Source organism: Streptomyces sp. YJ-C3 (assembly GCF_053891275.1).
This window is the reverse complement of the sequence record NZ_CM132685.1, coordinates 4,591,711-4,615,229: the sequence shown is the minus strand read 5'-3', so window position 1 is coordinate 4,615,229 and position 23,519 is coordinate 4,591,711. Positions and strand designations below refer to the sequence as shown.

Annotated in this window: 20 protein-coding genes and 1 pseudogene; 17 read left to right on the top strand and 4 right to left on the bottom strand. The window is 71.1% G+C overall.

What is annotated here, in order from left to right; all coding sequences use genetic code 11:
- The first annotated feature begins 13 nt into the window (after window positions 1-13).
- The 3 genes from ACVHNB_RS20640 (at window position 14) to ACVHNB_RS20630 (ending at window position 2,500) form a co-directional block, all read left to right on the top strand.
- Window positions 14-1,255 carry an ROK family protein gene (locus tag ACVHNB_RS20640; RefSeq protein ID WP_456225514.1) on the top strand — a complete coding sequence of 414 codons (1,242 nt, stop codon included), beginning with the start codon at window positions 14-16 and terminating at the stop codon, window positions 1,253-1,255.
- Between the two features lie 77 nt (window positions 1,256-1,332).
- Window positions 1,333-2,151, top strand: a complete 819-nt coding sequence (locus ACVHNB_RS20635; RefSeq protein WP_456228918.1) for a Gfo/Idh/MocA family protein — start codon at window positions 1,333-1,335, stop codon at window positions 2,149-2,151.
- 169 nt (window positions 2,152-2,320) lie between these two features.
- Window positions 2,321-2,500, top strand: coding sequence for a DUF6480 family protein (locus ACVHNB_RS20630; protein WP_456225513.1), 180 nt, complete (start codon window positions 2,321-2,323; stop codon window positions 2,498-2,500).
- 164 nt (window positions 2,501-2,664) lie between these two features.
- On the opposite strand, the gene yicI is transcribed toward ACVHNB_RS20630, so the two are convergent.
- Complete coding sequence (gene yicI / locus ACVHNB_RS20625; RefSeq protein WP_456225512.1) at window positions 2,665-4,893, bottom strand: alpha-xylosidase; 2,229 nt, start codon at window positions 4,891-4,893, stop codon at window positions 2,665-2,667.
- A gap of 328 nt (window positions 4,894-5,221) precedes the next feature.
- Between yicI and ACVHNB_RS20620 the strand changes: the two genes are divergently transcribed.
- The 6 genes from ACVHNB_RS20620 (at window position 5,222) to ACVHNB_RS20595 (ending at window position 11,421) form a co-directional block, all read left to right on the top strand.
- On the top strand, window positions 5,222-5,383 hold the full coding sequence (locus tag ACVHNB_RS20620; protein ID WP_428957260.1) for a hypothetical protein: 162 nt from the start codon (window positions 5,222-5,224) through the stop codon (window positions 5,381-5,383).
- Between the two features lie 274 nt (window positions 5,384-5,657).
- Window positions 5,658-6,827, top strand: coding sequence for a xylose isomerase (gene xylA / locus ACVHNB_RS20615; RefSeq protein ID WP_456225511.1), 1,170 nt, complete (start codon window positions 5,658-5,660; stop codon window positions 6,825-6,827).
- Between the two features lie 190 nt (window positions 6,828-7,017).
- The gene (locus ACVHNB_RS20610; RefSeq protein WP_456228917.1) at window positions 7,018-8,220 is read left to right on the top strand and encodes an ABC transporter substrate-binding protein; all 1,203 of its coding nucleotides are present in this window, start codon (window positions 7,018-7,020) and stop codon (window positions 8,218-8,220) included.
- 14 nt (window positions 8,221-8,234) lie between these two features.
- On the top strand, window positions 8,235-9,182 hold the full coding sequence (locus ACVHNB_RS20605) for a carbohydrate ABC transporter permease (RefSeq protein WP_428957262.1): 948 nt from the start codon (window positions 8,235-8,237) through the stop codon (window positions 9,180-9,182).
- A 5-nt stretch (window positions 9,183-9,187) separates the two neighbouring features.
- Window positions 9,188-10,024, top strand: a complete 837-nt coding sequence (locus tag ACVHNB_RS20600; RefSeq protein WP_428957263.1) for a carbohydrate ABC transporter permease — start codon at window positions 9,188-9,190, stop codon at window positions 10,022-10,024.
- 8 nt (window positions 10,025-10,032) lie between these two features.
- Window positions 10,033-11,421 carry a GH1 family beta-glucosidase gene (locus ACVHNB_RS20595; RefSeq protein ID WP_428957264.1) on the top strand — a complete coding sequence of 463 codons (1,389 nt, stop codon included), beginning with the start codon at window positions 10,033-10,035 and terminating at the stop codon, window positions 11,419-11,421.
- Window positions 11,422-11,457: 36 nt separating this feature from the next.
- Here the strand turns inward: ACVHNB_RS20595 and ACVHNB_RS20590 are convergent, their stop codons facing one another.
- Window positions 11,458-12,717 (bottom strand): ROK family transcriptional regulator, encoded by a 1,260-nt coding sequence (locus tag ACVHNB_RS20590; protein ID WP_428957265.1) that lies wholly within the window; start codon window positions 12,715-12,717, stop codon window positions 11,458-11,460.
- Window positions 12,714-12,995: pseudogene (locus ACVHNB_RS20585) on the bottom strand (hypothetical protein); the annotation flags it as partial. The gene ACVHNB_RS20590 and the pseudogene ACVHNB_RS20585, both read right to left, overlap by 4 nt.
- Before the next feature lie 228 nt (window positions 12,996-13,223).
- Between ACVHNB_RS20585 and ACVHNB_RS20580 the strand changes: the two are divergent.
- The 8 genes from ACVHNB_RS20580 (at window position 13,224) to ACVHNB_RS20545 (ending at window position 22,444) form a co-directional block, all read left to right on the top strand.
- The gene (locus ACVHNB_RS20580; protein ID WP_456225510.1) at window positions 13,224-13,697 is read left to right on the top strand and encodes a hypothetical protein; all 474 of its coding nucleotides are present in this window, start codon (window positions 13,224-13,226) and stop codon (window positions 13,695-13,697) included.
- Between the two features lie 433 nt (window positions 13,698-14,130).
- Window positions 14,131-16,149 carry a hypothetical protein gene (locus ACVHNB_RS20575; RefSeq protein ID WP_456225509.1) on the top strand — a complete coding sequence of 673 codons (2,019 nt, stop codon included), beginning with the start codon at window positions 14,131-14,133 and terminating at the stop codon, window positions 16,147-16,149.
- Between the two features lie 84 nt (window positions 16,150-16,233).
- Window positions 16,234-17,679: a GT4 family glycosyltransferase PelF gene (gene pelF / locus ACVHNB_RS20570; protein WP_456225508.1), complete on the top strand. Its 1,446-nt coding sequence runs from the start codon at window positions 16,234-16,236 to the stop codon at window positions 17,677-17,679.
- Window positions 17,676-19,037, top strand: a complete 1,362-nt coding sequence (locus tag ACVHNB_RS20565; RefSeq protein WP_428957269.1) for a hypothetical protein — start codon at window positions 17,676-17,678, stop codon at window positions 19,035-19,037. Before pelF ends, ACVHNB_RS20565 begins: the two co-directional genes overlap by 4 nt.
- A 63-nt stretch (window positions 19,038-19,100) precedes the next feature.
- Window positions 19,101-20,102: a GDP-mannose 4,6-dehydratase gene (locus ACVHNB_RS20560; RefSeq protein WP_456225507.1), complete on the top strand. Its 1,002-nt coding sequence runs from the start codon at window positions 19,101-19,103 to the stop codon at window positions 20,100-20,102.
- A gap of 50 nt (window positions 20,103-20,152) precedes the next feature.
- The gene (locus tag ACVHNB_RS20555; RefSeq protein WP_428957271.1) at window positions 20,153-20,866 is read left to right on the top strand and encodes a nucleotidyltransferase family protein; all 714 of its coding nucleotides are present in this window, start codon (window positions 20,153-20,155) and stop codon (window positions 20,864-20,866) included.
- Window positions 20,867-20,873: 7 nt separating this feature from the next.
- Window positions 20,874-21,785, top strand: a complete 912-nt coding sequence (locus ACVHNB_RS20550) for an NAD-dependent epimerase/dehydratase family protein (RefSeq protein ID WP_428957272.1) — start codon at window positions 20,874-20,876, stop codon at window positions 21,783-21,785.
- Window positions 21,782-22,444, top strand: coding sequence for a spherulation-specific family 4 protein (locus tag ACVHNB_RS20545; RefSeq protein ID WP_428957273.1), 663 nt, complete (start codon window positions 21,782-21,784; stop codon window positions 22,442-22,444). Before ACVHNB_RS20550 ends, ACVHNB_RS20545 begins: the two co-directional genes overlap by 4 nt.
- Window positions 22,445-22,491: 47 nt before the next feature.
- On the opposite strand, the gene ACVHNB_RS20540 is transcribed toward ACVHNB_RS20545, so the two are convergent.
- Window positions 22,492-23,508, bottom strand: a complete 1,017-nt coding sequence (locus tag ACVHNB_RS20540; RefSeq protein ID WP_428957274.1) for a helix-turn-helix domain-containing protein — start codon at window positions 23,506-23,508, stop codon at window positions 22,492-22,494.
- Between the last annotated feature and the right edge of the window lie 11 nt (window positions 23,509-23,519).

Here is a 23,519-nt window from a genome sequence, read left to right as displayed (position 1 = left end):
AGGGGAAACTGCGATGACGACGCCGAGTCCGGCGAGCTCGGGCCGACTGCTGCAACTCATCCGCGGCGGCCAGGCCAACACCCGCGCCGACCTCCAGCGCGCGACCGGCATGTCCCGGTCGACCGTGGGGCACCGCCTCGACGAGCTCAACCGGGCCGGCTGGCTGCGTCAGGACACCGGCACCTCGACCGGGGGCCGTCCCTCCCACCGGCTCGTCTTCGACCCCGGACACGCCGCCGTCATCGCGATCGACCTGGAGACCCGGTACGCCCGTGCGGCCGTCCTCGACCTCGCGGGCACCGTCCTGGCGGAACACACCGCCGAGCTGGACATCGGTGACGGACCCGACCGGGTCCTCGACCAACTGGCCTGCTGGTTCCCGGAGTTGTTGACCGCGGCCGGGGCGCCGGCCAGTCGGGTGTGCGGCATCGGCCTGTCCGTCCCGGGCCCCGTGGACTGGGAGACGGGGCAGGTCGTGCAGCCGCCGATCATGCCCGGCTGGGACCGGTTCCCGATCCGGGAGCGGATGCAGGAGGCGTACGCGCAGCACGTCGGCGTCTGCATGGAGGGCGCGACCGTCCCCGTCTTCGTCGACAACGACGCCAACCTGATGGCGTTCGCCGAACAGCGCACAGGTCACCCCGACTGCTCCGCGTTCGTCCTCGTGAAGGTCTCCACCGGCATCGGCGCCGGCGTCGTCGTCAACGACGAGGTCTTCCGCGGCATCGACGGAGGCGCGGGCGACATCGGCCACATCCGGCTGCACGACCGGCCCGACGCCCTGTGCATGTGCGGCTCCTACGGCTGCCTCGCGGCCGTGGCGAGCGGCCGCGCCCTGGTCAAGGACCTCAGCGGCCTGGGCCTCGACGTCTCCTCCGGCACCGACGTCAAGGCACTCCTCGACCAGGGCCACCCCGACGCCGTCCGTCTGGCCCGCGAGGCCGGCAAGCGCGTCGGAGAGGTCCTGGTCACCGTCGTGACGCTGCTCAACCCCGGCGTGCTCATGCTCGCCGGGGACCTGTCGGGCATCCCCTTCATGACAGGCGTCCGTGAACTCCTCTACCAGCGGGCCATGCCCCGCACCACCGCCCACCTGAACGTCGTGACCTCTCGCCTCGGCGAACACGCGGGCCTGATCGGCGCCGCCGCGATGGTCGTCGACGTGCTCTACGCGCCGGAACGGGCCGACGCCCGGCTCCGGGCCCTGGCGGCGGCCCCCGCCCGCACCGCACAAGAAATACAGGACAACTCGTGACCGAAACGGCCATCACCCCCTGGACCCGGCAGCCCGTCCGCGTGGGACTCGTCGGCGCCGGCCCGTGGGCCCGCGCGATGCACGCCCGGATGCTCGCCGCGGGACCCGAGACCCAGCTCACCGCCGTCTGGGCACGCCGCACCGAGGCGGCCCAGGAGACCGCCGCGCCGTACGGCGCACGGGTGGCGGCGAGCTTCGAGGAGTTGCTCGACCACTGCGAGGCCGTCGCCTTCGCCGTGCCGCCGTCCGTCCAGGCCGAACTCGCGCCGCTCGCGGCCAAGCGCGGCAAAGCCCTCCTCCTCGAGAAGCCGCTGGCCCTGGACCTGCCGTCCGCCGAGCGGCTCGTGGACGCGGTCGACGAGGCGGGCGTGGTCACCCAGCTCGTCCTCACCAAGCGGTACCACCCCGTGACACGCCGCTTCATCGAGGAAGCGCAGCGGCTCGACGTCATCGGCGCGCGCTCGTGCTACCTCCACGGGGCCTTCCTCGGCGGCGACTTCGCCACGTCCTGGCGCCTCGAGCACGGCGTACTCCTCGACCTGGGCCCACACCTGCTCGACCTCCTCGACGCCGCCGCTGGCCCCGTCGTCGACATCCGCAGCACCGGCGACGCCCGCCGCTGGACCGAGCTGACCTGCGAACACGAGAACGGAGCCGTGAGCCAGGCGTCGCTGTCCGGCGCGGTCCCGCGGGAACGGGCGCTGACCCGGGTCGAGTTGTTCGGCCGGCAGGGCGAACTCGTCTACGACACCGCGGAGATCGACCACGAGGAGTGCTGGCCGATCCTCCGCCACGAGTTCGCCACAGCCGTCCGGTCCGGCCGGGCCGGCGACCTCGACGCGCGCCGGGGCCTGCGGCTGCAGCGGTTGCTGGAGAGGGCCGCGCTCGGGAGCTGATCGGCGGGGATCCACGCCGGTTCCCTGGGCGCCCGGCAGCCGACTCGACAGATATGAGTCCCGTAGTGCCTTGCGCGGGCCGGGGCGGCGGCGCGACCTGCGCGGCGAGGGGCTGGACGGCGGTCTCACCCGAGATGCGGGGGCGGCAGGTCAGCGGGACGGTGGAGGTATGAACGATTCACGTGTCCCGCCGACGGAGACGCCGCCGGCGGAGGGATCTGTCTCGGCTGCCCATCGGGAGCGTCCCGACGGCGGCCTGTGGGAACACCCCGGTTGGTGGCTCTGGCTCATCGTGATCGGTTCCATCCTGGTGGCCGGTTTCTTCGTCGCGCGGATCGCCGGGATGTGACCGAAGGGAGCTGTAGCCGGCTCCTGAGTGCGATGGAGGCCGCCCCGGCCCACGTACGCGCTCAGGCGTCCAGCGAGCCAGGCCGCCTGCCCGTGTGACCGGAATGATCACAGCGGGCAGGCGGGTTCGACGGACGAGGCCCCTCGCGGCGGAGGGACCCGCCGTCACAGCTCCGTGATCGCGGGCGCCGGAGTGCCGTCGGGGGTCGAGACCGTCACGGCAGCGCTGCTCGCGTCCCGCGTCACCCGGTACGCGGCAGCCTGGCGGCCGTGATGATCGGGGACCGTGACAGTCACGTCGTGCGCGTCTGGGGCGACGAGCAGAGCGAGGCCGTCGGTCCAGTCGCCGTCGGGACGCTGCTCGTCCGCGCCCCACGGGAGCACCGCGCCGGGGCGCACGTACAGGGGCAGGCTGTCGAACCCGTGGGTCTCGCGGCGCCAGGCCGGGCCCTGGACCCGTTCGCCGGTCAGCAGGTGGGTCCAGGTGCCTTCCGGCACGTAGAACTCGACGTCGCCGTGGTCGGAGAAGACGGGCGCGACCAGCAGGTCGGGGCCGAGCATGTACTGACGGTCCAGGGTGCGGGCGGTCGGATCGTCCGGGAACTCCAGGAGCATCGGCCGCATCAGGGGCACACCGGCGGCGTGGGCCTCGGCCGCGACCCCGTACAGGTACGGCATGAGTCGGTGCTTGAGCTTGGTGAACTTCCTCGCCACGTCGACCGCCTCGTCACCGAACTCCCACGGCACCCGGTACGAGCTCGAGCCGTGCAGGCGGCTGTGCGAGGAGAGCAGGCCGAAGGCGAGCCACCGCTTGAAGACCGCGGGATCGGGCGTCCCCTCGAAGCCGCCGATGTCGTGCGACCAGAACCCGAAGCCCGACAGGGACAGCGAGAGACCGCCGCGCAGGGATTCGGCCATGGCGCCGAACGACGACCAGCAGTCGCCGCCCCAGTGCACCGGGAACTGCTGGCCGCCCGCCGTCGCCGAGCGGGCGAACAGGACCGCCTCGCCGATGGCGCGCTCCTTCTCCAGGAGTTCGAAGACGACCTGGTTGTAGAGGTGCGTGTAGTAGTTGTGCATGCGCTCCGGGTCGGAGCCGTCGTGCCACACCACGTCGGTGGGGATGCGCTCGCCGAAGTCGGTCTTGAAGCAGTCGACACCCTGGTCGAGGAGGACCTTCAGCTTGGCCTGGAACCAGGCGCAGGCGTCGGGGTTCGTGAAGTCGACGAGCCCCATGCCGGCCTGCCACAGATCCCACTGCCAGATGCCGCCGTCGGGCTTCTTCACCAGGTACCCGCTGGCGGCGGCCTCGTCGAACAGGGCCGACTTCTGCGCGATGTACGGGTTGATCCACACGGAGATCCGCAGACCGCGCGCCTTGAGGCGGGCCAGCATGCCCTCCGGGTCCGGGAAGACGTCCGGGTCCCAGGTGAAGTCCGACCACTGGTACTCGCGCATCCAGAAGCAGTCGAAGTGGAAGACGCTCAGCGGAATGTCGCGCTCGGCCATGCCGTCGACGAACGACGTCACCGTCTCCTCGTCGTACTGCGTGGTGAACGAGGTCGTCAGCCACAGGCCGAACGACCAGGCGGGCGGCAGGGCCGGGCGGCCGGTCAGCGCGGTGTAGCGGCGCAGCACGTCCTTCGGGGTGGGACCGGCCACGACGTAGTACGCCAGCGTCTGGTCCTCGACGCTGAACTGCATCTGGCCGACCGATTCGGAACCGATCTCGTAGCTGACCCGGCCCGGGTGATCGACGAAGACGCCGTACGCGCCGGCGGGGGAGACGTGCAGGCTGAACGGGACGTTCTTGTAGGCCTGATCGCTGCTGGTGCCGCCGTCGGCCTGCCACATGTCGACGACCTGGCCGTTCTTGACGAACGGGGTGAAGCGTTCGCCGAGGCCGTAGACCTGTTCGCCGACGCCGAGCGTCAGCTGGCCGGCCATGTGATGGGCGCCGTCGCCGGTGGTGAAGAACGCCGTGCCCTTGCGGCCCGCCGAGGCGACCTCGCGCCCCTCCGTGTCGCGGAAGGACAGCGTCCAGGGCCGGCCCGTGTCCAGGCGCACCGTCAGGGGGCCGCTCGCGAGCTCGACGACGTCGCCGTCCCTGCGCACCTCACCTACGGAGGTGTCCGCGCCCGTGAGCGCGAAATCGGGGCCCGGCCGCCGGGCGCCCGCCAGGTGAGTCGTACGGACGCCGATCACTCCCTCGGCGGGGGAGAAGCACTCGGTGGTCAGGAGGGGGGAGTTGAGGGTGTCGCCGCGGCGCTCGACGCGCTTGACGGCGGCGTAGGCGGTGAAGCGGCCGACGTCCGTACGGACGTCGCGGACCTCGGTGGCGTACGAGGCCTGGACCCCGTCGCGCATCAGCCAGAAGCCGTCGGTGAACTTCATGATCTTCCCTGGGAGCAGAGGTGGTTCAGGTCAGCGGGGCGGGCGTCGCCCGGTCGAGGACGTGGGGCGGGCGGTGAGGTCGCGGGGGAGTGCGGGCGGCAGTGTGCCGTGGCGGGTGCGTCATCCGGGGGCGCTGGTGACGGGACCGCGGCCGGTCGCGGCGCCGAGCGCGACCGGATCGTCGGCCTCGGGCAGCGGGGACCGGCAGGCCGGACGGTGGGCCTCCCGTCGCCGTCCGGCACGGCCTCTCGCCGCGCCACCGGGGAGTCGGACAGAGCGTGTGACCGCTTGCGTGGCGTCGGGGCGGAGGCCGAAGGAGCGCGGTGGCGTGCGGCAGGCCGAGGCCGCGTTCGCCGTCGATGTGCCGCTCGGTGACCAGGCGTGGGGCCCGGCTCTCGGTGAGGAGGCGGCGAGTGGTGGCGTCGATGACGGCCGTTTCCGTAACCCGCGTGGCACGGACCACGCCGAGCACGATTCCGGCCGACGGTGACGACGGTGCCATGGCGCCTCTCAACTCACTTGCGATCTTGAAAGCAAAGGTTCTGCCGACGCCATTTGACCGTACACAAAACAAAAGGGCAAGGGTCGCAAGGGGAAGATTTGTCGAAGCGCTTCGAACGGCCTATGGCCAGGTAAAACTGGGTGGATCGTGCGTTGGTCGCATCGAAGGGTCTAGCGCTTCGACGCAGCATGGCGTATTAGTCATGTCAGAAAACAAACGTCCGGTGGACGCCGGACGTCGCGCAGCAGCAAAGGGCCGCACCATGTCCGATCGCTTCACTCCCACCCCTGACAGCAAGTTCACCTTCGGCCTGTGGACCGTCGGCTGGCGGGGGAACGACCCGTTCGGTGACGCCACCAGGCCGGCTCTGGACCCGGTCGAGTCGGTGCGTCGCCTGGCCGAACTCGGCGCCTACGGCGTCACGTTCCACGACGACGACCTGATCCCGTTCGGTGCCTCCGACGCCGAGCGCGAGACCATCGTCAAGCGGTTCCGCACCGCCCTCGACGAGACCGGCCTGGTCGTCCCGATGGCCACCACGAACCTCTTCACGCACCCGGTCTTCAAGGACGGCGGCTTCACCGCCAACGACCGCGACGTGCGCCGCTACGCACTGCGCAAGACCATGCGCAACATCGACCTCGCGGCCGAGCTGGGCGCGCAGACCTACGTCGCGTGGGGCGGCCGCGAAGGGGCCGAATCCGGCGGTGCCAAGGACGTCCGGCACGCGCTCGACCGGATGAAGGAGGCCTTCGACCTCCTCGGCGCATACGTCATCGAGAAGGGCTACGACCTCAAGTTCGCCATCGAGCCCAAGCCGAACGAACCGCGCGGCGACATCCTCCTGCCGACCATCGGCCACGCGCTGGCGTTCATCGAGCGCCTGGAGCGCCCGGAACTCGTGGGCGTCAACCCGGAGGTCGGCCACGAACAGATGGCGGGCCTGAACTTCCCGCACGGCATCGCCCAGGCCCTGTGGGCGGGCAAGCTGTTCCACATCGACCTCAACGGTCAGACCGGCATCAAGTACGACCAGGACTTCCGCTTCGGCGCCGGCGACGTACGCCAGGCGTTCTGGCTCGTCGACCTGCTGGAGAGCGCCGGTTACGAGGGGCCGCGCCACTTCGACTTCAAGCCGGTGCGCACTGACGGCTTCGACGGTGTGTGGGAGTCCGCGAAGAACTGCATGCGCAACTACCTGATCCTCAAGGAGCGGGCGGCCGCCTTCCGCGCCGACCCCGAGGTGCGGGAGGCACTGCTCACCTCCCGCCTCGACCAGCTCGCACAGCCCACCGCCGTGGAGGGCCTCGCCGGACTCCTCGCGGACAAGGGCGCGTTCGAGGACTTCGACGTCGATGCCGCCGCCCAGCGGTCGATGGCGTTCGAGCGCCTGGACCAGCTCGCCCTGGAGCATCTGCTCGGCGTCCGCTGACGCCGGCCCCTTTCGCGATGCAGTCCCTACGGCGCGGGTCGGAGCCGTACCGGGATGCGCGAACACCCCTGCGGAACACCGGAGTTCCACAAGGGCCGGCCACCCCTCCCAGGCAAGGGCAACCACCGTGACAGCAGTTCCTCCACCGGACGCGACGCGCACCAGGCGCCGTCGTACCGGCCGCCGGGCCATGGTCCCGCTCACCGTTGTCTCCGCACTCGTCGCCGCCGCGGCGCTCGCCGGCTGCGGCCAGCAGCGCGACGACGACGTCTACACCGTCCTCAACTCCTCGACCGACGACTCGTACCACGGCTGGGACGCCGCCACGCTCGCCCGCTGCAGCAAGCAGCTCGGGATCACCATCGAGCAGCAGAGCGTGCCCGCGGCGCAGGTCATGACGAAGTCGCTGCGCATGGCGTCGTCGAAGTCGCTCCCGGACGTCATCCAGTTCGACGCCTCCGAGATGCCGACGTTCGCCGAGGCCGGCGGCCTGGTCGACCTGCGCTCCCTGGGTCTGTCCACGCAGGACATCCCCGAGGGCATCGTCGACTTCGGCTCGTACAAGGGCACGTACTACGGCGCGGCGCGCACGGTGAACACCCTCGCGCTCTTCTACAACAAGGACATCCTGAACAAGGCCGGCCTCGAAGTCCCCACCACCTGGGCCGAGATGCAGGACACGGCGAAGAAGCTCACCCAGGGCAAGCAGTACGGCATCGCCCTGAGCGCGGGCGGAGCCGAGGACGGGGTCTTCCAGTTCACCCCGTTCATGTGGTCCAACGGCGGTGACGAGACGGACCTCGCCACCCAGAACGTCGCGCAGGCGCTCGACTACTGGAAGGGCCTCCTGAAGGACGGCTCGCTGTCCAAGTCGACCGTCAACTGGACGCAGGCCGACGTCAACGACCAGTTCATGGCGGGCAACGCCGCGATGATGATCAACGGTCCCTGGCAGGTCGAGACCCTCAACACCAAGAAGAACCTGCACTGGGGCATCGCCCGGATCCCGGTCCCGAAGACGGGTGACAAGTCCGTCGGCCCGCTCGGCGGCGCCGTACTGACCGTGCCGAAGACCGGAGACACCGCGCGCGAGAAGACCGCCGCGAAGATCATCGGCTGTATGGCGAGCGAGAAGGAGCAGATCTCCTACGCGCGCAACAGCTGGATGGTCCCGGCCAACGAGAAGGCCGCCGCGATCTGGCGCAAGGAAGTGCCCGAACTCGACGCCCTCGCCGACCAGGTGGCCACCGCCCGCTCCCGCACCGCGAAGGTCGGGGCCCGCTGGTCGTCCGTGTCGCTGGCCCTGCAGAGCGCCTTCCAGTCGGCGCTGACCGGGCAGTCCAGCGAGGCCGCCCTGAAGAAGGCGCAGAGCCGCGCCACGAGCGGGAACTGAGGGGACTCACGAACATGTCGACCACCACGGCTTCCGCCACCGCCACCCGGCCGGCCCCCGCCGCCACGGTGAACAAGCGCGACCCGCGACGGCGCCGCAGACTCTCCCAGTGGGGCTTCATCGCGCCCGCCGTCGTCTTCATGCTGCTGTTCTTCGGCTACCCGCTCGTCCGCAACGTCGTGATGAGCTTCCAGGACTTCTCCCCGTCCACGTTCTTCGACGGCAAGTCCCCCTTCAACGGCACCGACAACTGGAGCAAGGTCTTCCACGACGACCTCTTCGGCAAGGCGCTGTGGCACACCATCGTCTTCACGATCGGCTCGCTGATCGGCCAGTTCGGCATCGGCCTCGCGCTCGCCGTTTTCTTCACCAAGAAGTTCGCGCTCAACGGCTTCCTGCGCTCGCTGATCCTGCTGCCCTGGCTCGTGCCGATGGTCGTCTCCGGCATCGTGTGGCGCCGCATCCTCGACCAGGACACCGGAGTCCTCAACTCCTTCTTCGACACCCTCGGCCTCGGCGGCCACACCCCGTGGCTGACCAGCCCCGGCATGGCCCTGTTCTCCGTGATCATGGTGAACATCTGGATCGGCATCCCGTTCAACATGGTGATCCTCTACGGCGGACTGCAGGAGATCCCCAAGGAGCTGTACGAGGCCGCCTCCCTCGACGGCGCCTCCGCCTGGCGGACTTTCCGATCCATCACGCTGCCCCTGCTCAAGCCGGTGATCACGGTCGTCCTCGTGCTGGGCTTCATGTCGACGGTGAAGATCCTCGACCTGATCCTCGCCCTGACCGACGGCGGCCCGGCCGACTCCACCCAGACGCTCGGCACGCTCACCTACCAGAACTCCTTCGTGCAGCTCGACTTCGGCGCGGGCGCCGTCGTCGGCAACGTCCTGATCCTGATCTCCGCCGTCTTCGCGGTGTTCTACCTGCGGGCCAACCGCTCCGAGGGGAAGTGACCGGCATGGCGACCACTCACCCGTCTGTCGTGCAGAAGCCGAGGCGCCGCTGGGGCGCCACCGTCGCCGGCGTGGTCTTCCTGTGCGTGATGCTGTTCCCGCTGTACTGGATGATCAACACGGCACTGCAGCCCGAGTCCGGGCTCCTCGAGGTCTCGCCTGTACCGCACTCGGTCGATCTGTCCGGATTCACCTCCGCGATCAGCGAGCAGGGCGGTCACCTGTTGACGTCGCTCGCCGTCGCGCTCGGCGCCGTCGTCATCTGCCTCGCGATCGCCGCGCCCGCCGCGTACGGCCTCGCCCAGTTCCGGCTGCCCGGCACCAAGTCCATCGTCTTCGGCACCCTCATCACCCAGATGGTGCCGGGCATCGTCATCGCCAACGCCCTGTACAGTGCGTACGTCGATCTCGGCCTGGTCAACTCCTACTTCGGCCTGATGCTCGCCGACGCCTCGCTCGGCATCCCCTTCGCCATCGTCCTGATGCGCTCGTTCATGGTGGCCATCCCCAAGGAGGTCATCGAGGCCGCCGAGGTCGACGGCGCGGGCAAGCTGCGCACGTTCATCCAGGTCGTGCTGCCGATGAGCCGCAACTCCCTCATCACCGCGGGCCTGTTCTCCTTCCTGTACGCGTGGAGCGACTTCATGTTCGCGCTCACGCTCAACACCACCGACGACGTCAAGCCGGTCACCCTCGGCATCTACCAGTACATCGGCGCCCACGTCGGCGACTGGGGCTCGGTCATGGCCGCATCCGTCCTGTCGGCGATCCCGGCGGCCGTCCTGCTCGTCCTCGCCCAGAAGTACATCGCCGCCGGCATCACCGGCGGATCCGTCAAGTAAGGTCACTCATGAGCGACTTCACCGCGTTCCCCACGTTCCCGCCGGGCTTCGTGTTCGGCGCCGCCACCGCCTCGTACCAGATCGAGGGCGCCGCGTACGAGGACGGGCGCGGCCCCTCCATCTGGGACACCTACAGCCACACGCCCGGCCGCACGGACGGCGGTGACACCGGCGACGTGGCCTGCGACCACTACCACCGCTACCCCGAGGACGTGGCGCTGCTGCGCGGCCTCGGCGTCCACTCGTACCGCTTCTCGATCGCCTGGCCGCGCATCCAGCCCACCGGCAAGGGCCCGGCGAACCAGAAGGGCCTCGACTTCTACTCCCGGCTGGTCGACGAGCTGCTGGAAGCCGGCATCGAGCCGGCCGCCACGCTCTACCACTGGGACCTCCCGCAGGCCCTGGAGGACGAAGGAGGCTGGCGGGTCCGCGAGACCGCCGAGCGGTTCGGCGAGTACACCGCGATCGTCGCCGAGCACCTCGCCGACCGCGTCCCGCGCTGGATCACCCTCAATGAGCCCTGGTGCAGCGCCTTCCTGGGCTACTCGGTGGGCCGCCACGCACCCGGCGCGAAGGAGGGCCGCGGCGCACTCGCCGCCGCGCACCACCTGCTCGTCGGACACGGCCTGGCGATGAAGGCGCTGCGCGCCGCGGGCGTCCGCGAGGCGGGCATCACCCTCAACCTCGACCGGAACGTCCCCGCGACGGACTCCGCTGCCGACCGGGCCGCCGCCCTGCGCGCCGATACCCAGCACAACCTCGTGTGGACCGAACCGATCCTCGCCGGCCGCTACCCGGCCTCCGACGAGGACACCTGGGGCGAACTGATCACCCGCCAGGACTTCCGCCGCGAGGGCGACCTCGAACTGATCGCGCAGCCACTGGATTTCCTCGGCATCAACTACTACCGGCCCATCGTCGTCGCCGACGCCCCCCACCGCGAGCCCGACCCGGCGCTCCGCGTCGCCACCGACAACCGGTACGCCGAGGTGGACTACCCGGGCGTCCGGAAAACGGCCATGGGCTGGCCGGTCGTCCCGGAGACCTTCACGGACCTGCTGACCGACCTGAAGGCCACGTACGGCGACGCCCTGCCGCCCGTCCACATCACGGAGAACGGTTCCGCCGAACACGACGCGGTGGCCGACGACGGCGCCGTGCACGACGACGACCGCGTCACCTACCTGCACAGTCACCTCACGGCGCTGCGCGACGCCATGGACAAGGGCGTCGACGTGCGCGGCTACTACGTGTGGTCGCTCCTGGACAACTTCGAGTGGGCGCTGGGCTACGCCAAGCGGTTCGGAATCGTCCGCGTCGACTACGACACCCAGAAGCGCACGCCCAAGGACAGCTACCACTGGTACCGGCGGCTGATCGCCGCGCACCGGCACTGACCGGCCCCGCAGGACCCGGAGCGCGGAACGGACACGTCAGCCCGTCTCGCGCTCCGCGTACGCCGCCGGGTCGGCCAGCACCTCACGGACCATGCGGACGGCCGCGCCGCGCGCCGCGTCACCGGACGAGGAGGAGGCCCGCAGCCGCCCGTTGCCGGGTGTCCACAGCCCCGACACCACCCGCGCCGTCAGCTCCCGGTCCGCGGCGGGAGCCAGCCACGGCATGAGCCCGCGGAAGACACCGCCGAGGACCACCGCGTCCGGATCGACGAGGTTCACGGCGCCCGACAGCACCCGGCCAAGGCGCCGCCCGGCGTCTTCCAGCGCGGCCAGGGCCGCCGTGTCGCCCGCGCGGGCCCGGCTCTCCAGCTCCGCGACGCCGGCCGCGCCCGCCGCCTCGTCGAGCCCCGCCGTCCGCAGCAGGGCCGCCTGCCCCGCGTACTGCTCCAGGCATCCGCGCGCTCCGCACCGGCACTCGGGCCCGTCCGGCTCCACCACCACGTGCCCGATCTCACCGGCGAACCCGTGGGCGCCACGCAGTAGTTGACCGTGCAGGACCAGCGCGCCGCCGATGCCGATCTCGCCGGTCAGATAGATGAAGCTCCTCACGCGGCCCGTGCCGTCGCCGCCCGTGCCTCCGCCGAACCAGAGCTCCGCCATGGCCGCGAGATTCGCCTCGTTGTCGGCGCTGACCGGGAGGGCGCGGTGCGTGGGGCGCAGCGCCGTCAACGCCTGCGCGAACAGGCCCTCGACCGGTACCCGGTTCCAGCCGAGATTCGGTGCCTGGCGCACCGCGCCGCCGGACACCAGGCCGGGCAGCGCCAGCTCGGCGGCCACCGGACGCAGATCCTGCTCGGCGGCCGACTCGATGGCACGAGCCGCGATCCGTGCCGCCTGCGAGAGCACGGAGGCGGGCGAGGCGCTCCGATTGTCCATCCGCTCCACCAGACGGACGCGATCGGTGCCCGCCAGGTCGACCACGCACACGGTGATGTAGTCGATGTTGATCTCCACCCCGAGCCCGGCGGGTCCGCTCCGCGCCACCTTGAGCGCTGTTCCCGGGCGCCCCGCCTGCCCGCTGAACGTCTTGCCCCACTCGGAGAGAAACCCGTCGGTGAGGAGCTGGTCCACGAGGGAGGAGACCGCGGCCCGGGTCAGCCCGACCCGCGAGGCGACACCCGACCGGGTCGTCTCGCCCTCCTCGTGGACGGTGGTCAGAACGAGGCTGAGATTGTGCCGACGCACGGTCGCCTTGTCCGCCTTGGGCGGGGTCGCGGACGGATTGTTGCTGTTCATCGTGGTGACGAGCCTATGGGACGGGGCTGCGCGACGACGGCTGCGGTGTGTGCGCGGCGTCCCTGCCCGGGAACCCGAGCCACCAGCAGGGGCTGGAAGAAGCCCGACTCCTGCGGCGGGTGCCACGCGGGGCCGGTGAACCCGGCCTCGCCTGCGAAGCCGGTCAGTCGGTCCTGGCCGAGCGCCCAGTAGGCGGTCCGGCGGACCTGGACGCGCCAGTCCGCGCCCGCGGGAAGGAGCTGGAAGTGCTCCAGGTCGTAGGGCTCGCCGTCGTCGTGCCCACTCTCACTGATCCCTCGGGCATGGCCCGACAGTAGCGGCGGCTGCGGTCCTCCGAAGGTGTCGGGCACCCCTGGGCCGAGCCCACTCGAGACGGCTCGTCCCTCCTCGTGCGCAGCTGCCGGCGCGCTGATCAGCAGCTTCTGGTGAATTTCCTTTGACGTCGTCCGCTCGCGCGGGCACGCTCTCCCGTGATGCAGCCGTGGGGGAAGTGAAGGGGAGAGGTCATGGATGTCACCGTGCAGTGGGTCCGGACGTCCTGGACCAAGCAGTCGCGCGGGGGCGAGGGCGCCGCCCGCAGGAATGCCGCCCCGGTCGGGTTCGAGCTGCCGCATGAGCTTGCGCCCCTCGCGCACACGGTCCGCATGCACGAGCGGGACGACTTCGCGCCGCACGACGGTCGAGCGGAACGCCGCAACGTCGATGTGCAGCTCCGCGAAGCCGACGGCCGGTTGCGGATTCTTCCCCGGGTGCAGCCGCTGTTCGCCCTGCCTCCCCGGTCGCGTCGGCCGCCGGCGGTGCGGCTGCTTCCGGGCCAGTGGGTGCGATGGCAGCTGAACTACCGCTTCAGCAGCGCGGCCGGCATGCAGGACTGGTCGTACTGGCTGGACACGTTCAACATCGCGTACGGGCCGGTGGCCGACGACGTGTTCCTCGGGACTCCGACGTTCCACGTCGACGAGCAGGGACCTCTTCGGTAGCCGTTCCGTGCAGCCGCAGTCGCATTCCCCGATGCGGTCGAATTGGAGAAAAGCGCTTTCCGACAGCGCTTGCTATCGCACACGCGTCTCTTCGGTCACCCCACCCACACGGATGAATTGGATCTGATGAGAACTCGTCAATTGCGACAGTCATCCAGTAATACATGCGCACGGCATACACGCTCCTGACCGGCCACTTCTTTGCGAGACACTTCCATCCGGCGAAGGCGCGCGCTCCCGAACACGCACCTCACCGGCGCTCTCTTTCCTCTGTCGCGATTCACAGAATCCGCACACCAAGTCCAGCGAAGCCGCACCATGTGACGCGTCAGAGCGGCACGGCCACGGACTACAGCCGGGGCGTGTCGCTGGGGGGCGGACGCACGGCGGCGGGGGCCGTCCTGCGTTCGGTCAGGGAGGGGACCACCACCACATGAATCGCTCTTCGGGAGCGGCGGCCGTCGGCGCCGGCGCCCTGTTCCTCGCGCTCGCACTGCCCACGGCGCCGGCCTCGGCCGCCGAGACCCAGCCCAGGATCGACCTGCGCGTCCTGGTCGTGACCGACGGCGGCCCGGCCACCGCGGCCATCGCCGCCGAACTCGACAGCGAGGGCACGCCGTACACCACCGTCGACCTCAGGCAGTCCAACCGTCCCAAGATCGATGCCGCGTTCCTCGCGGACACCGTCAGCGGCCGGCCTCGAGCCAAGTTCCAGGCGGTCGTGCTGCCGGACGACAACCCGTTCGGTGCCGGCTCGGCGGAGTCGACCGCGCTCGCCGACTACGAGAAGAAGTTCTCGATCCCTCAGGTGGACGCGTACACCTATGCCCGCGCCGAGGTGGGCCTGCAGCCGCCGCAGTTCGCCGGAATCCTCGACGGCATCGAGGCCCAGGTGACCGATGCGGGCAAGGCCGGCGCGTTCGGGTATCTGTCCGGCTCGCTGCCGTTCGAGAACAACTCCCCGGACGTGGCCGAGAGTTATGGCTATCTCGCGCGGCCCGCCGAGGGTGCCGACTTCACGCCCTACGTGGAGGCGCCGATCCCGGGCACCGACCAACGTGGCTCGCTGGTGGGCGAGTACAAGCACGACGGGCGCCGTGAGCTGGTCGTGAACTTCGTCTACAACCAGTACCAGAAGCAGTTCCGGCTGCTGGTGCGCGGCATCGTCGACTGGATGACGCAAGGGGTGCACCTGGGGGCCTCGCGGAACTACTTCTCGGTCCACGTCGACGACGTGTTCCTCGCCGACGACCGGTGGAACTCCGACCTCAACTGCACGCCGGGCGACGTCGACTGCGCGGGCGGCGGCGGCACCCCGGACGAGATCCGGATGACGGCGGCCGACGCGCAGTACGCGGCGCAGTGGTCGAAGCAGCGCGGCTTCACGCTCGACATGGTGTTCAACGGCGGCGGCAGCGAGATGTTCAAGGCGGACAACGGCGGCACCGACGCCCTCGCCGCCCAGCTCCTCGCCGACAAGGGCACGTACCGCTGGGTGAACCACACCTACGACCACCCGTTCCTGGGCTGTGTGCAAGATGTCAGCGCGGTGCCCTGGAAGTGCGCGAAGAATGCGAACGGGACGACGCAGTACGTGACGCAGGCGAAGATCTCCCAGGAGGTCTCCGACAATCACGCGTGGGGTCAGCGCAACGGACTGTCCCTGAACAAGGGCGAGTTGGTCACCGGTGAGCACTCGGGTCTGAAGGTGCTGCCGCAGCAGCCCGACGACAACCCGAACCTGGCGGGCGCCCTGAGCCAGAACGGGGTCACCTGGCTGGCCTCGGACGCCTCCCGTGAGACCGACCAGCGCAAGGCCGGCCCGGCGCTGACCGTGCCGCGCCACCCGATGAACGTGTACTACAACGCGGGCCGGGCCGCCGAGATGGTCGACGAGTACAACTGGATCTACACCTCGAAGGCCGACGGCGGCAGCGGCATCTGTGAGGGTTCCGCCACCACGACCTGCCTGTCCGCACCGCTCCCGGCCGACGGCTACACGTCGTACATCGTGCCGCAGGAGGCACGCACCGCGTTCGGACACGTGCTCAACAACGACCCGGACCCGCACTACATCCACCAGTCGAACCTCGCCGAGGACCGCATCGCCTACCCGGTGCTCGACCGCGTCCTCGACACGTATTCCTCGCTCTTCACCTCCTCCGCGCCGATCGTGAACCTGCCGATGGCACAGCTCGGTACGGAGATGAAGCAGCGTGCTGCCTGGAGCGCGGCCATCGACGCCAACAAGGTGACGGCGTACCGCATCGGCACGGCGGTGACGGTCCAGGCCCCCTCGGGAGTGGCGGTCACCGCTACGGCGCCGAGCGGAACTGTGCAGCAACTCGTCCTCGGAACGCAGAAGTTCGGAACCGCATACGCCGGGAGAGTCTCCGGCTGGGCGTCCCCCGGCACGCTCCAGAGCCAGGTGTCGCTGAAGCTGCCGAACTGAACCGCCCGTACCGAGTGAGTCAACCGGAGCCTCACAGTGTTGGAAGTCTCGGACTCTCCCGTGTCTCCTATTCCTCTACGTTCCGTGCCGCACGTCACCCTGCTGACGGAGGGCACCTATCCGCACAGTCACGGCGGCGTCAGTGTCTGGTGCGACCAGCTCGTGCGCGGCATGCCGGAGGTCCGCTTCGACGTCCTCGCGGTCACCGGCACCGGGCGCGAGCCGCTCGCCTGGAAGCTGCCCCCGCACGTGTCGGAACCGGTGTCGCTGCCGATGTGGGGGCCGGCTCCGGCCGGTCGGGCCCCGCGCGGCCGCATCGCTCGCGCCCTGCTGGCGGCCTTCGAAACGTTCGTGACCGCACTGCTGGACCCGGCGGCCGAGGACGGTTTCGGTCCGGCGCTGTACGAGCTGGGCCGGCACGCCCGCGCGGGTGCGCTCTCGGCGGTGCTGCGGGGGAACGGCGCCGTGCGGGTCCTCACCTCCGTGTGGCGGCGGCCAGGTCTGGACGTGGCCGCCGCCCGGCCGAGCCTGCACGACGCGCTGACCGCGACGAGTCTGCTGGAGCACGCGCTGCGGCCGCTCGCGGCGCGGCCGCCCGAGCGCGGGGTGGCCCACGCGGTGAGCGGCGGCATCGCGGTGCTGCCGGGGCTGATGGCCCGTCATGAGCACGGTGTGCCGCTGTTGTTGACGGAGCACGGGGTGTATCTGCGCGAGCGCTACCTCGGCTACCGCACGGGCCCGTACAGCTGGCCGGTGAAGGCGGTGATGCTGGGCTTCTTCCGGCTGCTGGCCGAGGAGACGTACCGCAGGGCCGCCCTGATCACGCCGGGCAACCGGTACAACCGGCTGTGGGAGGAGCGCGGCGGCGCCGATCCGGAGCTGATCCGCACCGTCTACAACGGCGTGGACCCGGCGGCGTTCCCGTCGGCCGGGCCGGAGCCGGAGCGGCCCACGCTCAGCTGGGCCGGCCGGGTCGATCCGATCAAGGACCTGGAGACGCTGATCCGCGCCTTCGCCCTGGTCCAACAGGAGATCCCCGACGCCCGGTTGCGGTTGTTCGGGGGTACCCCGCGTGGTGGCGAGGCCTACCGGGAGCGCTGTGAGGCACTCGCCGCGCAGCTCGGTGTCGGGGACGCGGTGCGGTTCGAGGGCCGGGTCGAGCACATCAAGGACGCGTACGCGGCAGGGAATGTCGTGATGCTGTCGAGCATCAGCGAGGGCTTCCCGTTCACTTTGATCGAGGCGATGTCGTGCGGCCGGGCCACGGTGTCCACGGACGTCGGCGGGGTGCGCGAGGCCGTCGGCCCGACGGGCTTGGTGGTGCCGCCGCGCTCCCCCGAGGCGATGGCGCGGGCCGCCCTCGACCTGCTGTCCGATCCCGGGCGGCGGGCGGCGATGGGCGAGGCGGCACGGCTGCGGGTGATCGAGCAGTTCACGCTGCGGCAGACCGTGGACGCGTTCTGCGCCATCTACCGCGAGCTGGGCGGCGTCACGGCCGTCGGGCGCGAGCCGGTCGAGGTGGCCGGATGAGCGGCCCGATCGCCGTGCCGCCGCGCGGTTCCACGGGTGACGCGCTCGCCGCTCGCCGCGGACGTCCGGTGCGGATGCGGTCGGAGCGGGAGGCCCGCACAGCCGCCTTGCGCCCGGCCCGCGCCGATGACCCGGTCGACACCCTGGCCGCCGAGCTCGCCGACGACGTGGGTGCCGCCGTGCATCCGTACGAGGTCGCGGCGCTCCTGGAGGCACAGGGCATGAGCGGCGAGCGGATCCGGGAGACGTATCTGCATCCCGATCTGTTCTCGCTGGCCGAGGCCGTCTACCGGCGGGTGCCCCGGCTCTATCCGGATCCGCCCGTGCCGGCCAACCCCTGGCGGCCCGACCACGCGCGGTGCGCGCTGCGCGGACTGCTGTTCGCGCTGCCGGGCACGGCCTATCTGCTGGCGGCGGGGATGTGGGGCGGCGCGTCCGGGCTGCGCGGCCTGGTCGTGGCGGCGCTGGTGTCCTGGGCGTGGATGCAGGGCCTGAGCCACCGGGCCTACGTGCGCCTCGCCGTCGGACGGCGGGAGGCGGCGCGGACGCTGGCCGTGGGGGCGCCGCTGGGAGCCCTCGTGGCGGCCGGTGCCGGGGTGATGGTGGCCGGACCGGGCCCGGGCGCGTCCTTCGCCGTCGGACAGTCGGCATACCTTGCCGCGGGCGGAGTGCTGCTGATCCTCGGCCGGGAGTGGCTGCTTGCCGCGGCCCTGACACCCATGACGGCGGTTGCGGCGACCCTGCTCTGGTGGCAGCCGCCGTCCGCCGTGCGGGTGGGCGTGCTGGTGGTCAGCCTCGAACTCGCGGTGGCCGCCGCGGCGCTGGTCCTGGTCAGGGCCCTGCGCGCCGAGCCCTCGCCCGGGCCGAAACCGTCCCTGCTGCACTCACTCCCGTACGCGCTCTTCGGCTTTGCCGCGGGCGCGATGACGTTCTACCTCGGCCGGCAGCACCCGTACTCGGTCGTGGCCCTGACCCTCAGCATGGGGCTGGCCGAGTGGCTGCTGTACCGCTTCCGCGGGCTCGCCGTCACCGCACTGCACGCCTCCACCACCCCCGGAGGGTTCCTGCTGCGGGCCACGCGTGCGCTGGTGGTGTGCGCGGCGGTGTATCTGGCCCTGCTGGCCGGCGGCGCGCTCGCCGTGTCCGGCCCTCCGGCCGAACTCCTCGGCGTCGGTGCGGTGTTGTGGACCGCCCTGCTCCTGCAGGCGTTCGGCACCGCCTGGCTGCCGGCCGTGATCACCCTTGTCGCCGCCACCACCACGCTCGTCCTGCCCGCCGCGCTCTGCACCGCCGTCGCGGCCGGCCTCCTGCTCGTCCTCGCCGTACTCCGGCTGAGCAGCCCGATCGCACACGCCTGAGTCCGCGCCGCGGACCGACGGCACACGTGTCCCACTCGTTACCGCCACTTCCTGGGAGCACCCATGACATCGGCACCCCTTGTCGCCGTGACCGGAGCCGAGGGCTTCATCGGCTCGCACCTCACCGAGGCGCTCGTCGCCACCGGGCACCGCGTCCGCGCGATGGCCCAGTACAACTCCTTCTCCAGCTACGGATGGCTGGAGACCCTGTCCACCGACGTCCTCGCGGAGGTGGAGATCGTCCTCGGCGACGTTCGTGACCCCGGCTCGGTGCGCGGCCTTCTGGAGGGCGCCGAGGCGGCGTACCACTTGGCGGCCCTGATCGCGATCCCGTACTCGTACCAGGCGCCGCACAGCTACGTCGACACGAACGTCACCGGCACCCTCAACGTCCTCGAAGCAGTACGTCAGTTGGGCACGCCGCGCCTCGTCCACACCTCGACGAGCGAGACGTACGGCACCGCGCGGACGGTCCCGATCACCGAGGACCACCCCATCAACACCCAGTCCCCGTACGCCGCTTCGAAGGCGGGCGGTGACCGGCTCGCGGACAGCTACCATGCGTCCTTCGGCACGCCGGTCGTCACGCTGCGCCCCTTCAACACGTTCGGTCCGCGTCAGTCGATGCGGGCCGTGATCCCCACCGTGATCGGCCAAGTAGCCGCAGGCTCACGGGAGATCACGATCGGCGATCTGCGTCCGACGCGCGACTTCACCTACGTCGAGGACACCGCCCGCGCCTTCCTCGCAGTGGGTACGGCGCCGCTGGAGCAGGTGGCCGGCCTCACGTTCAACGCCGGTACGGGGGGCGAGATCTCGGTCGGCGACCTGGTCCGGTTCATCGGCAAGGTCATGGACGCCGACCTGGACGTCCGCGAGGACGAGCGGCGCGTCCGTCCGGCGAACTCCGAGGTGATGCGTCTGGTGGCCGACGCCTCCCGGCTGCACGCGGCGACCGGCTGGTCCCCGGCCCACGACCTGGAACAGGGCCTGGCGAAGACGGTCGCGTTCTTCCGCGACCCGGGCAACCTGGCCCGCTACAAGACGGACATCTACAACATCTGACCCGGCGCCGCCACGCAGGACCGCGCCGCACACACCCAAGGGAGCCGACCATGCATGCCGTCATCCTCGCCGGAGGAAAAGGCGTACGGCTGCGGCCGTACACCACCGCTCTGCCCAAACCGCTCGTCCCGATCGGCGATCAGCACGCGATCCTGGAGATCGTGCTGCGTCAGCTCGCCGCGTCCGGCTTCACCACGGTCACCATCGCCATCGGCCACCTGGGCCACATCATCCGTGCCTACGTCGGCAACGGGGCCCGCTGGGGCCTGCGCGTCGGCTACTCCACGGAGGAGAGTCCGCTGGGCACCATGGGCCCGCTCCTGACGATGATGGACCGGCTGCCCGAGCACTTCCTCGTCATGAACGGCGACATCCTCACCGACCTGGACTTCGCCGAGGTGCTCCGCGGTCACCAGATGTCGGGGGCGCCGCTGACGATCGCGACGTACGCCCGTGAGGTGCACATCGACTTCGGGGTGCTGACCACGAACGATGCGAACGTGGTGGCCTTCACCGAGAAGCCCAAGGTGGACTATCGCGTCTCGATGGGTGTGTACGGCGTCTCACGCGAGACCCTGACCGGCTACACCCCGGGGCTGCCGCTCGGCTTCGACGAGCTGGTGCTCGACCTGCTCCAGGGCGGGACGCCACCGCGCGCCCACGAGTTCGACGGCTACTGGCTCGACATCGGCCGGCCCGACGACTACGACCGGGCCAACGCCGAGTTCACCACCCATCGTTCCCTGCTCCTGAAGGGGGCGTGAGCGGATCGTGCGCATCCTCGTCCTGGGCTCCTCGGGATACCTGGGCGGGCACATCGCCGAACGGCTGCGCGCCCTGCCGGGCGTGCGGCTGCTCACCGGCGGCCGCCGTCCCGCCGACGATCTGCCGGTCGACCTCGCGACAGTGGAGCCCGGTGTTCTGGCGGGCGTGCTGGAGCGGGCCGCGCCGGACGCCGTGGTCAACTGCGCGGGCGCCGTCGGCGGCGGCGCACTCACCCTGACCGAGGTCAACTCACGCGGCCCGGCGGTGTTGTGCGAGGCGATGAACCACGCGGTGCCGACGGCCCGGCTCGTCCATCTCGGCTCCGCCGCCGAGTACGGCCCGACGGCGCTCGGCGCGCGGACCGGGGAGGACGCGCCGGCCCGGCCGGTCGCCCTGTACGGGGCGAGCAAGCTCGCGGGCACCCTCGCGGTCACCGGCTCCGGCCTGGACGCGGTGGTGCTGCGCGTGACCAACCCCGTCGGCCCGGGCGCCCCGCGCGCGGGCCTGCCCGGCCGCCTGACCGCGGAGCTGTCCGCGGCACTCACCCGCCCCCGGCAGGACGCGTCGGTGCAGGTCGGCGACCTGTCCGCGCACCGCGACTTCGTCGACGTCCGGGACGTGGCGCAGGCCGCCGCGCTCGCCCTGACCGCATCACGACCGCTGCCGCCGGTCCTGAACATCGGCAGCGGCCGGGCCGTCCGGGTCCGCGAGCTCGTGCACGGACTGGTCCGCGCGTCCGGCTTCCGCGGCCGGGTGGAGGAGTCGCTGGGCGCCGTCGGCCGGTCCGCCGCGGTCCCCTGGCAGTGCGCCGAAGTCGCCCTCGCGACCTCGGAGTTGGGGTGGCAGCCGCAGCACGCTCTGGTCGCCTCCCTGGACGCACTATGGGCTGCGGACGGCAGCGTGGGGGAGCGGCGATGAGCGTACTCGTGCCGCTCTACGTCCACCCGGCCGAGAACCCGGCTGCCTGGCAGGCACTGGTGCGGGCCGCGCCGCAGCTGTACGGGGTGGTCCTGAACGCGGCGGACGGCCCCGGTACGGCCCCCGACCCGGCCTTCGCCGACGCCTCCCGGGCGCTGCGTGCGGCCGGGGTGCGGGTGCTCGGCTACGTCGACACGGCCTACGGGGCGCGCGCGGCGCGGGCCGTCGTCACCGACGTGCAGCGGCACCGCGACTGGTACGGCGTCGACGGCTGCTTCTTCGACCAGGTCGCCCCCGGCCGTCACGATCTGCGCGGCACCCGGCGCCTGGTCCACGCCGCCCGGGACAGCGGCGCGGCGACCGTGGTCCTCAACCCGGGTGTGCATCCGGCGCCCGGGTACGTCCGCGTCGCCGATCTGCTGGTCACGTTCGAGGGGCACTGGTCGACGTATCTGCGTTCGTTCGATGCGCCGTCGTGGACCTCCCGGCATGCTCCCGAGCACTTCTGCCATCTGGTGTACGGGGTGCCGCCCACACTGGCGTCGCTCGCGGCCCGCACGGCGCTGCGGCGCGGCGCGGGGGTGCACTGCGCGGTCCCGGGCGTGGGTGCCAACCCCTGGACGCGGCCGCCCGGACTGGCGGGGGACGACGGGGCCTGACCGGGGCGGACCGAGCCCGGCTCTCCGCACACCTCGCCGGGAGTCTCCTAGCCGATTCCCGGGGTGGCCTGTCCCAGATTCCTGTTCAGCATCGTCGCTCCCAGCAGCGTCAGGGTGTGGATGACGGTGTTGCCGTGGCGTCGGCTGGTGATCAGGCCGGCATCGCGCAGAGCCGTGGTGTGGTGGGTCGCGGTCGCCGGGGTGACCCCGGCCCGGCGGGCGGCTTCGGTGGTGGTCGCTCCGGCGGCCGCAGCCCGCAGAACGGCGGCCCTGGCCCGGCCGAGCAGGATGTCCAGGGACGGCGCGCCGGTGGCCTCCGCGGTGGATCGGGACTGCCCGATGGGCAGTTCGCGGTGCAGCGAGTAGCTGAGGACGGGGGGTAAGCCCGGATCCGCGAGGGAGACCGGTCCCTTCCAGCAGAAGTACGACGGAATGAGCAGCAGTCCGCGGCCCTCCAGATGGATGTCGTGTTCCCTGGGGTACCTCGCGATCTCCAGGCGCGGATACCGCCACTGGACGGTCGGCCCGAGCTCCTCGAACAGGCCCTCGGTGCCTCCGTTGAGGAGGTGCCGGGCCAGGCGGATCCGTTCGGCGTGCACACTCTCGTGCACCCACTCCTCGTGGGGTGCGATCGCGGTCCGGTGGTAGGCGCGCAGAAGGTCCACCAGTTCGCTGCGCGCCTCCTTCTCCGGCAGCCGGCCGAGCGGCGCCGGTACCCGCACGAACCGGGCCAGGATGGTGAGTTCGGCCGTCACCTGTTCCGCGGGCGTGGCCATGATCGCCTCCAGTCCGGCTTCCAGCCCGGCCGCTCCCTGCAGGGGGGTAAGGAAGTCGGGCCAGTAGGAAGCGCGCGGGAAGAGGGGCAGCAGAAGTTGGCGCACTGCGCTTTCGAGACCCGCTGCACGCAGTCGCTCACGTGCGGTGCGATACCAGTACGCGTACGCCCAGCGACCGGCTGGCGTCTGGAAGCGGTGCAGGCTGCCGGCGATCTCCCACAGCGGATGCGGCGCGGCAGCCACCCGCGTCCTGGCCAGGTCCTCAGCCGAGAAGTGGAAGCGAAGCACGGCCAACACCC